This is a genomic window from Antribacter gilvus (assembly GCF_003946865.1).
In the GTDB taxonomy this organism is placed as follows: Bacteria; Actinomycetota; Actinomycetes; order Actinomycetales; family Cellulomonadaceae; genus Antribacter; species Antribacter gilvus.
Genome location: NZ_QXTH01000008.1, coordinates 51,311 through 65,616, shown reverse-complemented (window position 1 = coordinate 65,616; position 14,306 = coordinate 51,311). Strand labels below are relative to the sequence as shown.

At 75.6% G+C, this 14,306-nt stretch carries 10 protein-coding genes; 6 read left to right on the top strand and 4 right to left on the bottom strand.

The genetic code is table 11. From position 1 onward, the window contains the following. The first annotated feature begins 49 nt into the window (after positions 1-49). The 5 genes from D1350_RS14485 to D1350_RS14465 all read left to right on the top strand — a co-directional run bounded on the left by D1350_RS14485 (position 50) and on the right by D1350_RS14465 (position 6,894). Positions 50-934, top strand: coding sequence for a hypothetical protein (locus D1350_RS14485; RefSeq protein WP_125776749.1), 885 nt, complete (start codon positions 50-52; stop codon positions 932-934). Further along, a complete protein-coding gene (locus D1350_RS14480) occupies positions 931-1,887 on the top strand; it encodes a prephenate dehydratase (protein WP_125776748.1) in 957 nt (318 codons plus the stop codon). The genes D1350_RS14485 and D1350_RS14480 overlap by 4 nt, the downstream gene beginning before the upstream one ends. Next, on the top strand, positions 1,884-2,963 hold the full coding sequence (locus D1350_RS14475; protein WP_125776747.1) for a prephenate dehydrogenase: 1,080 nt from the start codon (positions 1,884-1,886) through the stop codon (positions 2,961-2,963). The genes D1350_RS14480 and D1350_RS14475 overlap by 4 nt, the downstream gene beginning before the upstream one ends. Before the next feature lie 109 nt (positions 2,964-3,072). Then, a complete protein-coding gene (locus tag D1350_RS14470; protein ID WP_125776746.1) occupies positions 3,073-5,901 on the top strand; it encodes an AAA family ATPase in 2,829 nt (942 codons plus the stop codon). Positions 5,902-5,937: 36 nt separating this feature from the next. Then, positions 5,938-6,894, top strand: coding sequence for a hypothetical protein (locus D1350_RS14465; RefSeq protein WP_125776745.1), 957 nt, complete (start codon positions 5,938-5,940; stop codon positions 6,892-6,894). Positions 6,895-6,943: 49 nt separating this feature from the next. Here the strand turns inward: D1350_RS14465 and D1350_RS14460 are convergent, their stop codons facing one another. Continuing rightward, on the bottom strand, positions 6,944-8,833 hold the full coding sequence (locus D1350_RS14460; RefSeq protein WP_125776744.1) for a hypothetical protein: 1,890 nt from the start codon (positions 8,831-8,833) through the stop codon (positions 6,944-6,946). 192 nt (positions 8,834-9,025) lie between these two features. Here D1350_RS14460 and D1350_RS14455 point away from each other — a divergent pair, with 192 nt between their 5' ends. Next, entirely contained in the window at positions 9,026-10,726 is a 1,701-nt protein-coding gene (locus D1350_RS14455) for an FAD-binding dehydrogenase (RefSeq protein ID WP_125776743.1), read from the top strand. 91 nt (positions 10,727-10,817) lie between these two features. On the opposite strand, the gene glgX is transcribed toward D1350_RS14455, so the two are convergent. From glgX to D1350_RS14440, 3 genes are all read right to left on the bottom strand, one after another. Further along, positions 10,818-13,178, bottom strand: a complete 2,361-nt coding sequence (glgX, locus tag D1350_RS14450; RefSeq protein ID WP_125776742.1) for a glycogen debranching protein GlgX — start codon at positions 13,176-13,178, stop codon at positions 10,818-10,820. A gap of 63 nt (positions 13,179-13,241) precedes the next feature. Further along, entirely contained in the window at positions 13,242-13,706 is a 465-nt protein-coding gene (locus D1350_RS14445) for a MarR family winged helix-turn-helix transcriptional regulator (protein WP_125776741.1), read from the bottom strand. 31 nt (positions 13,707-13,737) lie between these two features. Continuing rightward, positions 13,738-14,127, bottom strand: a complete 390-nt coding sequence (locus tag D1350_RS14440; RefSeq protein ID WP_125776740.1) for a PPOX class F420-dependent oxidoreductase — start codon at positions 14,125-14,127, stop codon at positions 13,738-13,740. Positions 14,128-14,306 lie beyond the last annotated feature (179 nt).

The window sequence follows — 14,306 nt, the reverse complement described above, 5'->3', positions numbered from 1 at the left end:
GGGCAGGGCCGTTCCGGCCCTGCCCGCACCTATGACGGAAGAGGTAGTCATGCTGGGACGCACCGAGCGTGAGTCCCCGGCGCACGCGGCTCTCGCCGCGCGCATCGGCGGCTGGGCTGTCGAGGACACGCTGGAGCTGCTCGACCTGGGCACGACGACGGGCACGCTGGCCACCGTCGCGTCCATCGACGACCTGGGCGCCGTGATGCACCTCGGGCACCCGGAGCAGCCGTGGCCCGAGCTGGAGGAGGCGCTGCTGCAGAGCGCGTCGTCGCTCATCGTCACGTCGGCGGTGGCCGTGCCCGGCGAGTGGGTCTGGGTGGGGCCCGCCAGCGGCGGCCCGGTGGGCGGCCAGGTGATCGTGGACGAGGCAGGCATGCGCGACTGCCGCTCGGTGCTGCGCGGGCTCGGGGTGAGCCCCCGGCTGGTGCCGAGCCGCACCACCGTCGATGAGCGTGTCGCCCTCGCGGGCCCCGACGGCTCCCTGGTGATCGAGCGCTCGCGCGTGCCCGCCGGGTACGCCGAGCTGCCCGACAGCGCGGCCCTGCAGGGCCGCCCGCCCGTCTGGTACGGCCTCCTCGAGTCGCGGCACGCCTGGCCGGTCTTCGACGAGCCCGCACAGGTGTGGCTGGCGTTCGGCCCCTATGACGACCACCGCGGCTCGCTGCAGCCCACCCTTGCCGTGATCGCCGGGACCGGGATCGACCTGCAGCACCTGCGCAGCCACCAGTCGGTCCTCGGGCCGCACGTGTTCTTCACGTCGTTCTCGTGCCCCAGCTCGGCCGTGCTCGACGCGCTCGTCGCGGAGCTGGACCAGCACGGCGTGGCCCACCGGACCCTGGCCGTGCTGCCGGGGGCCGACTTCGTGCCCGGGCCGCTGTCCCTGGACCCGCAGTGGGCACCCGCCGGCGGGGACGGACGAGCGCGCTCATGAGCGCGGGCGCCGTCGCCTACCTCGGGCCGGAGGGCACGTTCACGCACCAGGCGGCTCTGGAGTGGGCGGCGAGCCCGTCGGCGGTGGCGCCGTCGGGCGGCGTGCGGACCGTGCCGCTCGCCACGGTCCACGAGGTGCACGACGCCGTCGCCGCGGGCGAGGCGGCCGTCGGCGTGGTGGCGATCGAGAGCTCGGTCGAGGGCTACGTGGTGCCGTCGCTCGACGCGCTCGTCGGGAGCCCCGACGTGGTCGCCGTCGACGAGGTGGTGATCGACGTGTCGTTCGACGCGTTCGTGCGCCCGGGGCACGGGGAGCTGCGCGAGGTGTCCGCGCACCCGCACGGGCTCGCGCAGTGCTCCGGCTTCGTCGCCGCTCAGGGCCTGGCGCCCGTCGCGGCCACGTCCAACGCGGCGGCCTGCCGGGACGCGGGCCCGCACACCGTGGCGCTGGGTCCCCGGCTCTGCGGCGAGCTGTACGGGCTCGACCTGTACTCGAAGGCCGTCGAGGACTTCCGCGGCGGGCGCACCCGGTTCCTCGTCCTCGCCCCGCGCGCCGACGCGGCCCAGCACCTCGAGCGGTCCCGGCGCGCGGGCGTCCAGGCGTGGCGCACCATGCTGGCGATCACGCCCGTCGTGACCGGACCGGGCGTGCTGGCCCGCATCACCGCCGCCTTCGGCGACCGCGGCGTGAACATGTCGAGCCTGATCACGCGCCCGCTCAAGGCGCAGCAGAGCAAGTACGTGTTCGTGGTGACGTGCGACGACGCGCCCTGGGGCTCCGGTGCCCGCGCGGTGCTCGAGGACCTGCTCGCCGCCGGCGACTCCCTCAAGACCCTGGGCGTCCTCCCCGCCGGGGAGGAGCTGGACGAGCGGCTCGACACCGACCACGTGCCTGTGGGCTCCGTGTCCGCGGCCGAGCCGGCGGAGACGCTGGCCCAGGGGCTGCTGTGGTGACGGCGGGCGAGCCCGTCACCGTCACGGTCGGCGTGGTCGGGCTGGGTCTGATCGGGGGCTCGCTCGCCCGCGCGCTGTCCGGCCGGGGCGTGGCCGTGGTCGCCACCGACGTGTCGGGCGTGGCCCGGTCCGCCGCCCGCCACGCGGGTCTCGACGTGGCCGACGACGTCGCCGCTCTTGTGGCGCGCCGTCCCGCGATCCTGGTGCTGGCCGCCCCGCTGCGCGCCATGCGGTCGGTCGCCGGGGACGTCGCGCGGGCGGTCGAGGCCCAGATCGAGGCCTCAGCGGGGTGGGACCCCACGGTCATGGACGTGGGCAGCGTCAAGGGCCCGGTGCGGGAGGCCGTCACCGACGCAGGCCTGGGCGGACGCTTCGTGGGCGCCCATCCCATGGCGGGCACGGAGCGGAGCGGGTTCACCGCGTCCGACGACCGGCTGCTGGTGGGCGCGCGCTGGGCCGTCACGGTCGACGACGCCACCGACCTCCGCCGCCTGGAGCAGGTGCTGCGGCTGCTCACCGGGCCGCTGGCGGGCACCGTCGCGGTCCTCACCGACGACCTCCACGACGAGGCCACCGCCCTGATCTCCCACGTGCCGCACGTCCTCGCGACCCAGCTCCTCAACGCCGTGGCGGGTTCCGACGTGCGGGACCTCGCGCTCGGGCTGTCCGCGGGCTCGTTCCGGGACGGGACCCGCGTCGCGTTCAGCGACCCGCGGCGCACCCAGGCCATGGTCACGGAGAACGCCGCCTGGGTCACCCCCGTGCTGCGGCTCGCCGTGCGCGACCTGGAGGCGCTCGCCGACGCGCTCGACGCCAACGCCCCGACCCACGAGTTCTTCGACCGGGCGGCGGCAGTGCGGGAGACCCGGCAGGCGGCGGTGCCGGTCGCGCGTGTTCCGGCCCCGGGGGCGCAGGCGTCGGGCGGCGCGTCCGCGGGCGGCACGCCCGCAGGGGAGGGATCCGCGTCCGCGGCGGAACGCATCCCGCTGGCAGACGCCGCCGCGGCGCTCGTCGCGCGCTGTGCTGCGGGGGCCGTCGTGGTCGGCGTCCAGGACGGCGCGGCGCTCGTCCGCTGACGGACGCTCACCGGACGCCAGCGGATGCCCACGGCGCCGCTCGGCGCATCCGTGGACTTCACCTGGTCGTGAGCAGTGCGGCACCGTCGACCCGGGGCAGACTTCGACCATGCGAATCGCTCCAGGCACGGCGCTCGTCGAGCTGGTCGCGCGGCTGGAGGACGCGGCGACCGGCGCGGCCCAGGTGGTGTCCGTGCACGGGCGCGTCGGGAGCGGCAAGTCCTGGGTGCTCGACGAGCTCGCGGCGCGGGCCGCCGGCCGGGCGCGCGTGCTGCGCTGCTCGGGCCACCCGGCCGAGCGTGACCTGCCCTACGCGGGCCTCTCCGCGGCGCTCGCACCTCTCGGTGCCGAGATCGCGCGCCTCGGGCCGCAGCGGAGCGCTCCGCTCGAGATGGCGCTGGCCCGGCTGCCCGCCGCGCCGGCGCAGACGGCAGCCGGCGCAGCGGCCGGGGAGGCCGCACCCGCGTCGCCACCCGACCGCCTCGCCGTCGCCTCGGCCGTGCTCGCCCTGGTGGCGTCGGTCGCGGAGCGTGAGCCTGTGGTGCTCCTCGTGGACGACGTGCAGTGGCTCGACGTCGCCTCGGTGCTCGCGCTCACGTTCACCGCGCGGCGCCTCGAGGCCGACGCGGTGCTGGTCGTCCTGGCGGGGCGCGACGAGCCGCACGACCTCGACGACGTGCCCGGCGGCACAGCGGGGACCCTCCTCGACGACCGCTCGTTCGCGGGCACCCGGATCGACCTCGCCCCGCTCGACGACGTCGACGCCCGCCGGGTGCTCGCCACCACCTGCCCCGCGCTCCACCCCGCGGTGGCCGACCGGGTCCTGGAGCATGCCGCCGGGCTGCCGCTCGCCCTCGTCCAGGTGCCGCAGGGCCTGTCGGCCGCCGAGCGCGCGGGGCGGGCCGAGCTGCCCGACATCCTGGCCGTGGGTCCCACGCTCTCCGGGTACTACGGTCGCCGGCTCCACCGGCTGCCGGAGGCGACGACGCTGGCGCTCCTCGTCGTGGCGCTGGACGAGCTCTCCCCGGCCGAGACGCTCGACGCCCTCGACCGGCTCGGGCTCGACGCGTCCGCGCTGGCCCCCGCCGAGCGGTCCGGCCTGGTCGAGGCGGGCTCCGCGGGCATCCGGGTGCAGCACCCCACGGTCCGCCAGGCGGTGACGGCGGCCGCGACGTACGCGCACCGCCGTCGGGCGCACGCCGCGCTCGCCGACGTGCTGGGAGCCGAGCCCGCACGGGCGGCGCGCCACCTGGAGGCGCTCGCGACGGGACCGGACGCCCGGACGGCGGACGTGCTGGAGAAGGCGGCCCTCGCCGCCGCGCGGCGCGGCGCCCACGACCAGGCGGGCCGGGCCTGGCAGAGCGCCGCACGGCTGAGCCCCGACGCCGGCACCGCCGCGCGCCGCCGGGAGGCCGCCGCGCTCGCCTGGTTCGATGCCGGGCGCGGCGCCCCGCTCCTGGCTCTCCTCGACCGGCTCGTGGCCGACGCCACGGACCCGGGGGCAGCCGCTCGCTGGCTCACCCTCCGCCTGCTGGCCGGGGCCGACGCCGGCTCCCCGGTCGCGCAGGCAGCGGCGGTCGAGGACCTCGTCGCCCGGCTGCTGCCCGGGCGGTCCGGGGAGGCCGCCGCCCTCCTCGTCGCCTACGCCATCACGCTCGCCCTCGGCGGCTACCTCCGCCCCGCGGGCGACATGGCGGACCGGGCGCGCTCCGTCCGCGGCGAGCCGGGCCTCGCGCTCGTGCACCGGCTGGCCGTGGACAGCGTGGACGTGTTCCGTGGCCGCCCCGGCTCCGGCCACACCCTGCGGTCCAGCTGGGCAGAGCTGCTCGACGACGACGCGTTGCTCGACCCCGCGCTGCCCGTCTCGCCGTTCGTGGTCCACCTGGCCTGGATGGGCGACCCGGACCGCGCGGCGACCGTCATGGCGCGGCAGCGGCGCGCGCTCGAGGGTCGCGGCCGGCCGAGCGCCCTGGCGATCGCGGTGGCGCAGGAGGCCGTCGTCCTGGAGATCCAGGGACGCTGGGCGGAGGCCGCCGCCGGCTTCGAGCGGGCGGCACAGCTCGGCGAGGCGGGCACGCTCGACGCCGCGCTCCCGTACTTCCGGTTGCGGCACGCGCGCCTGCTCGCCGCCCGCGGGGACACCGCGCGGGTCGAGGAGATCCTCGCGGAACCGGCGGTGGCGGCGCTCCAGGGCCTGCCCATGCACCGGCACGCCGCCGCCTGCGCCCGGGGGCTGCTGCTCCTGGGCACCGGCGACGCCCAGGGAGCCGCCGCCCAGCTCGCGGCGGCCGCGGTGACCGAGGACGAGATGGGCCTCGGCGAGCCGGCCTTCCTGCCCCGGTTCGGTGACGCTTTCGAGGCGGCCTGGCGCCTCGGCACGCACGAGGAGCTCCGTGCCGCGCTCGACGCGTTCGAGGCGCACGCACGCGACCTCGGGCGCACCACGGCGATCGCGATCGCCCTGCGCTGCCGGGGCCTCCTCTCGGGCGACGACGCCGACTTCACCGCCGCCTGCGCTGCCCACGAGTCGTCGCCGCAGCCGTTCGAGCAGGCCCGGACGCTCCTCGCCTGGGGGAGGGTCCGGCGTCGGGCACGGCGCAGGGCCGCCGCCCGCGAGCCCCTCCACCGCGCCCTGGCGGTGTTCGCCGTGCTCGGCGCCGACTGCTGGACCGGCGCCGCCGAGGCCGAGCTCGCCGCCTGCGGGGAGCGCCGGGCGACCGCCCCGGCCGCGGCGCTCGCCGGTCTCACCCCGCGGGAGGCCGACATCGCGCTCGAGGTGGCCCGCGGCGCGAGCAACGCGGAGGTGGCCGCGCGCCTCGTCCTCTCCCGCCGGACGGTCGAGTACCACCTGGGCAACGCGTTCCGGAAGCTCGCCGTCTCGGGACGGGGCGACCTCGCGTCCGCGCTGGGCGTGACACACCCCCGTACCGCTCACTGATGCCCCGCCGGGCACGGCGCCCCTAGCGTCCTGAGCATGCTCAGGAGAACCATGCGCACAGCGGCGCTGCCCGTCGCCCTCGTCCTCGTGCTGCCGCTCGCGGCGTGCGGCGCCCCCACGTCCCCGGCCGCGTCCCCCAGCGCGTCCGCCGACGCCTCGGCCGAGGCGGGCGCCACGACGGAGCCCGCCGACGCCGCGGTCCCCGCCGACTTCTGCACCGCGTACGCCGAGGTCGCGGAGCGCGTGGCGTCCATCGAGGAGAGCGGCGACTGGGCAGTGGCGATCGCCAACGTCGTCTCGCTCGCCGGGGACGCCGGCACCGTCTCGCCGCCCGCGCCCCTGGCCGAGGACTGGGCGGTCGTGACCGCGTTCGCCGTCGCCGTCGAGGACCACTTCGGAGGCGTCGACACCGCCGACGAAGAGGCCCTCGAGGCGGCGATGGACGCCATGCCGCAGGACGTCATCGACTCCTCGGACGCCGCAAAGGCCTCGGCCATCGCCGTGCGCGAGCACGCGGAGACCGACTGCGCGGGCGAGGTCCCCGTGGCTGCCGTCCCCGCGGACGTCTGCGAGCTGCTCACCGACTCGGACCTGGTCGGCCTCCTGGCGGCCCCGCCGCCCGGCGAGGGCGAGGACTACGGCGAGGGCTTCAAGGAGTGCACCTGGGTCGCGCAGATCGTGAACGACCACGGCACGCACAACGAGGTGTGGCTCTCCCTCCTCCCGATCGAGAACCTCCACTCCGAGTACATCGAGCCGTCGGTCGAGCTGCCGCACCGTGAGTACATCGGCGAGGACATCCCCGACGGGCACGTCTACGACGCGAGCATCGGCATCGGCCGGGTCAGCTCGGACGGCCACACCGTCAGCTTCTCGCACGGGGATATCGGCGGCCTCGTCGCCGTCCGCACCGGCAAGGGCGACAACGAGGCGGCCGACGTCGGCGGTGCGGTCCGGCTGGCCGAGACGGTCCTCGAGATCCTCGGCTCCTGACCGGTGGCCCTCCCGGGACGGCGCTCGTGCGCCCTCCCGGGAGGGTCCCTCAGCCGACCCGGGTGAGGGTGATCAGGACCTGCTTCCCCTCCGGGGTGTCGACGGTGTAGGTCAGGACGTCACCGACGATCGTGTGGGCGACGGACCCGCCGAAGGAGTCGCGGAACCCGTCCACGACCGGGAGCGGCATGGTGACCCCGGCGACCGTCAGGGAGCCCTCGCCGACGAGGTCGGTCACGGTGAACGACGTGGCGTTGCTGGTCCACGACCCGTTCATGCTGGCCGTCGAGGTCATCGTGATCCCGTCGCGGTAGCACTCGGCGCTGAACCCGGCGTGCCAGGTGGCGTCCGCGCCGAAGGTGACGAGCCAGGGGCCCGTGCAGCTCGCGAACTGCTCGCCGTAGGCGCTCGAGAGCGAGCCCATGACCGCGGCGACGGAGGTCTCCCAGGTGCCGACGAGCGAGGGGGCCCGCGCGCAGGCCTCGTCGACGGTGAGGATCTCGGCTGACACGGCAGCCTCGCCCGCCGTCACCGCGCCGACGGCGACCGCGCCGTCGCCCGCTGACGCCGTCAGGATCTCCGTGCCTCCCGGCACTGAGCCGTCCGGGCACGCGCAGCCGCCGTCGGCCAGGCAGAACGGTGTCACGACGCCCGGCGCCAGCTCGATCGTCCCCGTGCCGGGCAACGAGGCAGAGGCCGCTGCACCGCCGTCGGCCCGCAGCAGGAGAACGTCGCCGGAGCCGATGTGCAGGCGAACCGGGAGCGTGCCGAACCGAGCGAGCGACATGCGGATCTCGCCGGGGGCGCCGATCTCGGCCACCACGGGGAACTCCGTGCGCGCGTCCGTGATGCCGGGCCCGTGGGACTCCCACTCGGCGCCGAGCGCGGGGATCCGGACGTGGGCCATCGCCTGCTGGGCCGCGGCGATGTCCACGGGGTTGCCGAACAACGTCGCGACGGCCGGCTCCGTGCTGAGGCCGAGCATCGGCAGCATCGTGCGCCAGACGTCCGCGCCGGAGGCGTCGGCCGTCCCGTACAGCCCGATGGCGTCGTAGCTGCGCCGGGTGAGCGACGACTCCGGGGTGAGCAGCCAGGTGTCCCACTCCGGGCGGCTCGACGGGGACCCGCCGATGTGCTCCTCGCCGGCCCACTCGGCCTGGCCCTCCACCACCCACTGCGGCCCGTTCCCGAACGCCACCGGGTCCGCGTCGAGCTGGAAGCAGTGCCACACCTCGTGGGCGATGGTGCTCCAGGCCGACTCCGAGCTGCCGGCGAAGATCTCGGCCTTCAGGGCGACCCTGCAGGCGCTGGCCCCTCCGGCGGGGGTGTAGCGGCCCGTCGTCAGGCCATGGCTGCTCAGGCCCGGGACCGTGCGGGCCTCGATCGGCACCCGCAGGTCGTGACCCGAGAGCGCCTCCAGCTCGCCCACCACCCGCGCGATCATCTCGGCGAGCTCGTCAGGTGGCGGCACGTCGGCCGTACCGGCGGCGGCGTCCGCCCCGGTGCGGGCCCGGGCCGGTGCGATCACGACCTCGGTCTCGCCCTCGGCCGGTTCGACCACCGCGTCGAGGACCGCCACGACGTCGGGCGGGAGCTGGTCGCGGGCCGCGTCCATCCGGCGCACCGCCATGCCGGCGAGGCCGTGGTGGGCGTGCTCGTCGGCGGTGGTCCCGGATGTGAGCCCGGCGTCGGCCAGCGGCTCGACGCCGGGCAGCGGCTCCACCACCGTCGCGAAGAGCCGCTGGGCCGCGTCGAGCGGGAGCGCGCCCTCGTCGTCGAACAGCGCTCCCACGGCGAGGATCGCCGGGTCCGGTGCGGCCACGTGCTCCGCGGGCGGGTCACTCTGCGGGGAGTCCGGCCCGGCGGCGCCCGACGCGCCGCCCGTGCAGCCGGCGACCAGCAGGAGGCCGAGCACGGCCGCCACTCTTCTCGTTCTCACTACGACACCTCGTGTCCGTCGGGCCCGCCGCGGGCGCGGCGGGCTCGCGGTGACCGTAGGCGCCGGGCGGTCCCCGGGTATCCGTGGGCGCTACCGGAGTGCGGGGCGCGCCGTCCGGGCCTGCCGCGCCCTATGGCCCTGCCGCGCCCTCTGGCCCTGCCGCGCCGGGCGGCGGGCCAGTACGCTGCGGCCATGACTGACGTTGCCGTCAATAAGCACGAGGCCGACGTGATCGTCGTCGGCGCCGGCCTGTCGGGCCTCGTGACCGCCACCGAGCTCACCGCGGCGGGACGCCGCGTCATCCTCCTCGACCAGGAGCCGGCGGCGTCGCTGGGTGGGCAGGCGTGGTGGTCCTTCGGCGGGCTCTTCCTCGTGGACTCCCCGGAGCAGCGCCGGGTCGGTGTGCACGACGACGTCGAGCTCGCCTTCGCCGACTGGCTCGGTTCCGCGCAGTTCGCCCCGGGCGCCGACCGTGGCGACGGCCCCGACCGGCACGGCTACGCCTGGGCGAAGGCCTTCGTGGAGTTCGCGGGCGGCGACCTGCGGTCGTGGCTCCACGCCAAGGGCGTGCGGTGGTTCCCGCTGGTCCAGTGGGCGGAGCGCGGCGGCTATCCCGCCGGCGGGCACGGCAACTCCGTGCCGCGCTTCCACATCACCTGGGGCACCGGGCCCGGGATCCTGGAGCCTTTCGTCCGCACGGCGCGGGAGGCGGTGGCCTCCGGCCTGCTCGAGCTCCGGTTCCGGCACCGGGTCACGGAGATCCTGACCGACGACGGTCGCGTCACCGGGGTGCGGGCAGAGATCCTGGCCGACGACGCGGCCGAGCGCGGCGTGCCGTCGAACCGTGAGGTCACCGCCGAGGTGGAGCTCTACGCACAGGCGGTGGTGGTGGCGTCGGGCGGGATCGGGGCCAACGCGGCGTCGGCCCGCGCCCGCTGGAACCCCGAGTACGGCGCGCTGCCGGAGCGCATGCTGCAGGGCGTGCCCGACTCCACGGACGGGAAGCTCCTCACCGTCGCCGCCGGGTCGGGCGCCGCGCTCGTCCACGAGGACCGCATGTGGCACTACCCCGAGGGCATCGCCAACCACTCGCCGGTCTGGACCGCCCACGGCATCCGCATCCTGCCGGGGCCGTCGTCCCTGTGGCTCGACGCGGACGGGAACCGGCTGCCCGGCCCGCTCTACCCGGGCTTCGACGCGCTCGGCGCCCTCCAGCACGTGACCGGGCGGGGCGACGACCACTCCTGGTTCGTGCTGAACCGCGCCATCATGGAGAAGGAGTTCGCGCTGTCGGGCTCCGAGCAGAACCCGGACCTGACGGGAAAGAGCATCCCGAAGCTCATCGAGCGCGTCCGGGGCAAGGCCGTGCCGATCGCGCTCTTCGCGGAGCGGTCGCCCGAGTTCCTGTGGGCGCAGAGCCCCGCCGAGCTCGCCGCCGCGATGAACCGGCTCACCGACGAGACCCCGGGCTCGCACGGCCACGTGGACCCCACGGCGCTCGCCGCGCTCGTCGCGCAGCGGGACGCCCAGGTGCTGTCGGGGCTGGGCAAGGACCCGCAGGTGGTGGCCACGGCGGCAGCCCGGAACTTCCTCGTCGACCGGCGGATCCGTGTCGCCCCGCCGCGTGCCCTGACCGACCCGAAGGACGGGCCGCTGCTCGCCGTCCGGCTCTCCGTGCTCACGCGCAAGACGCTCGGCGGCCTGTGGTGCGACCCCGCCGGGCGGGTGCTGCAGCCGTCGGGCGAGGTGCTCGAGGGCCTGTGGGCCGTGGGGGAGGCCGCCGGGTTCGGCGGGGGCGGCGCCCACGGGCACCGCGCGCTGGAGGGCACCTTCCTCGGCGGCTGCCTCTTCACGGGCCGGGTGACGGGAAGGGCGCTGGCGGCCGCGCTCTGAGGTGCCCGCCGAGGTAGTGCCTTCGTCGGACGAGGTGACTACCTCGGCAGGGTTTCGGCCGCCGAGGTAGTGACTTCGTCCGACGAGGTGACTATCTCGGCAGTGGCGCGGAGAGCAGCACCTGGACGCTCAGCGCCTCCGTCGTGACGGCGCACGCCCCACCCGGGCCGTGCGGGCCGACGGCGCGCTCCCCGTTCTCGCCGTTCTCCCCGTTCTCGCCCGGCCGCTCGTCGGCGGAGTCCCAGGCGAGCTCCCAGCGTCCTGAGCCCTCTCGGGGCGCGGGCAGCACCATCTGGGCGTCGGAGAGGCCGCCGTTGAGGACCAGCAGGACGTCGCAGTCCTGGCTACCGGGTCCCGGGCGCACCATCTGCAGCAGGCGCCGGCCGGGCTGGTTCCAGGCGCCCGGGTCCATCGGCTCGCCGGACTCCGAGAACCAGAGCAGGTCGGGGTCGGGCTCGCCGGGGCGGGGCGTACCGAGGAAGAACGAGTCGGCGCGGAGGGCGGGGTGGTCGCGCCGGAGCCGGCACAGGAACTGCGCGGTCTGCAGCAGATCCTTGCGCGTCCGGTCCAGGTCCCAGTCCACCCAGGAGATCTCGTTGTCCTGCACGTAGGCGTTGTTGTTGCCCTGCTGGGTGCGGCCGAGCTCGTCGCCCGCCGTGATCATGGGCGTCCCCGCCGACAGCAGGAGGATCGCCAGCAGGTTGCGCTGCGACCGGCGGCGCAGGGGTGCGAGGGCTTCCCAGTGCACCGCGGCGTCGTCGTCCCCCGCCGGGGGGTGGCCCTCCAGGCCGTGGTTCCACGACAGGTTGTGGCCCGAGCCGTCGCGGTTGTCCTCGCCGTTGGCGTGGTTCTGCTTGTGCTCGTAGGCCACCAGGTCGGCGAGCGTGAACCCGTCGTGGGCCGTCACGTAGTTCACCGACGCCACCGGGCCGCGCACGAGCGGCGGGTCACCCGGGCCGAACAGGTCCGCCGACCCTGCGAGGCGCGTCGCCAGCTCGCGCAGCCCACGCATCTCCCGCCCGTGGGACCCCTCACGGGGCCCGTCCAGCCAGAAGCCACGCACCGCGTCGCGGAACCGGTCGTTCCACTCGGCCATGGGCGGCGGGAACGCCCCGGTCTGCCAGCCGCCGGGGCCCACGTCCCAGGGCTCGGCCACGAGCTTGAGTCCCGACAGCACGGGGTCCGTCTGGAGCGCCACCAGGAACGGGTGGTCCGCGTCGAAGCCGACCGTGCCCCGGCCGAGCGTCACCGCCAGGTCGAACCGGAAGCCGTCCACGCCCACCGTCTGGGCCCAGTACCGGAGCGAGTCCAGTGCGAGCTGGATCACGCGCGGACGGCGGAAGTCCAGGGAGTTCCCGGTGCCGGTGACGTCGGCCAGGGCGGCGGGGGAGGCGCCGTCGTGCAGGTAGTAGACCGGGTTGCCCAGGCCGCGGAACGACACGTGGAGGCTGTCGTCCCCACCCTCGAACGTGTGGTTGTAGACCACGTCCAGGAGCACCTCGATGCCCGCCTCGTGCAGCAGGTGCACCATGCCGCGCACCTCGTCGAGGACGGCCTCGGCGCCCGCGGCCTGCGCCGCCCGCGTCGCGTACGGGGCGTGGGGCGCGAAGAAGCCCAGCGTGCTGTAGCCCCAGTAGTTGTGCCGGCCCTGCGCCACGAGCCGAGGCTCCGACGCGCTCGCGTGGATGGGCAGCAGCTCCAGCGTGGTGACGCCGAGCTCCTTGAGGTGCTTGATCACCGCGGGGTGCGCCACGCCCGCGTACGTGCCGCGGAGGTCCTCCGGCACGTCCGGGTGCCGCATCGTCAGGCCGCGCACGTGCGCCTCGTAGATCACGGTGTCGGCCCACGCTACGCGCGGCCGGGACCCGGAGGGCGGGGGCGGCATCGGCGCGAGCACCACAGCGTGCGGCACGGAGGCGAGCGAGTCGCGCCCGTCCGCGTCGCCGTACCGGTCGCCGAGCCACCAGCCCGGCACGTCGGGGTGCTCCGCGGCCACGGCGCCGATCGTCTCGGGCCCGTACCGCAGCTCGCCCACCAGGCCCCGGGCGTACGGGTCCACCAGCAGCTTCTGCGGGTTGTGGCGCAGGCCGGCGCGCGGGTCCCACGGCCCGAAGACGCGGAAACCGTAGCGCTGCCCCGGCGCGACGTCGGGCACGTGCGCGTGCCACACCCCGTACGTGGGGCCGTCCAGGGGGACGCGGCGCTCGCGGTAGCGGGCCGGGTCGTGCGGCGGCAGCTCGGGGGCGACCACGTCGACGAGGCACAGGTCCACCGCCGTGGCGTGGCTCGCGAGCACCGCCACGTCGACGCCGCCGCTCGGCGTGGGATGCACCCCCAGCGGGGGCACGTGGCTCCGTCGCACGTTGGGCCGGGTCAGCGGCCGCACGATGGGCCGGGGTGCGGGGTCGCCCGGCGCGCGCTGCGCCTGCACGTCTCGGGTGTCCTTCGCCATGGCGTCCATGGTGTCAGGTCCCGCAACGTGCTCCGGCCGCCCCCGCGGGTGCGGCGCGCCACCTCACCCCGCGGCGCCCTGCCGGATCGTGTCCTCCGCGCGCTGCAGCAGGGCGCGGAGCTGGTCGAACTCCTCGTCGCTGTACGCGGCCCGGAGGTTGTCCTCGATCCGGCGCACGGTCGCGTCGGCCTCCGTGAAGAGGGTGCGGCCCTCGTCGGTCAGGTCCGTCACGAGGACCTTCGCGTGCAGGGCGGAGACGTCGCGGCTGACCAGGCGCTTCTCCTCGAGGTTGCCGAGGATCGTGGCCATGGTCTGCGGGGTCACCAGCGCGGTGCGCGCCAGCTGGGCGGCCGACTGGCCGGGCACGTGGTGCAGGGCCAGGAGGGTGGCGTACTGGGGGACCGTGAGCCCGAACGCGCGCAGGGCGTGGGACTTCTCGGCCATGAGGACCTGCTCGACCCGCTTGACGGCGTGACCGAGCCTGGAGCTCAGGTCGGCCAGGAGCCGCTCGTGTCCCGGTGGTTGCATCGTCACATTCTGCCGCGGCTGCGACGTGCCGCTACTGCGACGTGGTGTGGTCGGGACGCACGACGTAGACCACCCGGTGCGCCACGTCCCCGGGAGGGCCGTCCGTCTTCATCCCGTAGCGGGCGGCGAGGCTGAGGAAGAACTCGCCGCTGCTGTCGTCCAGCACGTCGACGACCGTGCCCCGCACCTCCAGGTAGCGGTACGGCTGGTCGGGGTCGTTGATCGAGAGCGCGACGCGCGGCTCGGCCTCGATGTTGCGGTGCTTGTAGCGCACGGTCGTCCCCGTCATCCGGAGGTGGGTCCCGTCCCAGACGACCCACATCGGGTTCACCTGAGGCGACCCGTCCGCGCGGCGCGTGGCGAGGTGGGCGAACAACGGTCGCTCCAGGAGGTCGGTGTGGCTGGGCGGGATGACGGACATCACGGTCTCCTCGGTGGGCAGTGACAGACTTCTGGCGTATGCCTGAGTATTGTTACACGGCGGGCCGCCGCGTGTCTCGCGGGCGACCCCGGTCGCTGGACAGCGCTTGCCCTGCGGTGCATCATGGTCCCTGGTCCCAGAATGAATCCTTTCAATACGCCCGACGACGGGCGGGGCCC

Bases quoted from the DNA above. Each gene is read 5' to 3' on its own strand.
- D1350_RS14455 (WP_125776743.1), top strand. From the start codon at position 9,026: ATGACTGACGTTGCCGTCAATAAGCACGAGGCCGACGTGATCGTCGTC.
- D1350_RS14485 (WP_125776749.1), top strand. From the start codon at position 50: ATGCTGGGACGCACCGAGCGTGAGTCCCCGGCGCACGCGGCTCTCGCC.
- D1350_RS14480 (WP_125776748.1), top strand. From the start codon at position 931: ATGAGCGCGGGCGCCGTCGCCTACCTCGGGCCGGAGGGCACGTTCACG.
- D1350_RS14470 (WP_125776746.1), top strand. From the start codon at position 3,073: ATGCGAATCGCTCCAGGCACGGCGCTCGTCGAGCTGGTCGCGCGGCTG.
- D1350_RS14445 (WP_125776741.1), bottom strand. From the start codon at position 13,706: ATGCAACCACCGGGACACGAGCGGCTCCTGGCCGACCTGAGCTCCAGG.
- D1350_RS14465 (WP_125776745.1), top strand. From the start codon at position 5,938: ATGCTCAGGAGAACCATGCGCACAGCGGCGCTGCCCGTCGCCCTCGTC.
- D1350_RS14440 (WP_125776740.1), bottom strand. From the start codon at position 14,127: ATGTCCGTCATCCCGCCCAGCCACACCGACCTCCTGGAGCGACCGTTG.
- glgX (WP_125776742.1), bottom strand. From the start codon at position 13,178: ATGGCGAAGGACACCCGAGACGTGCAGGCGCAGCGCGCGCCGGGCGAC.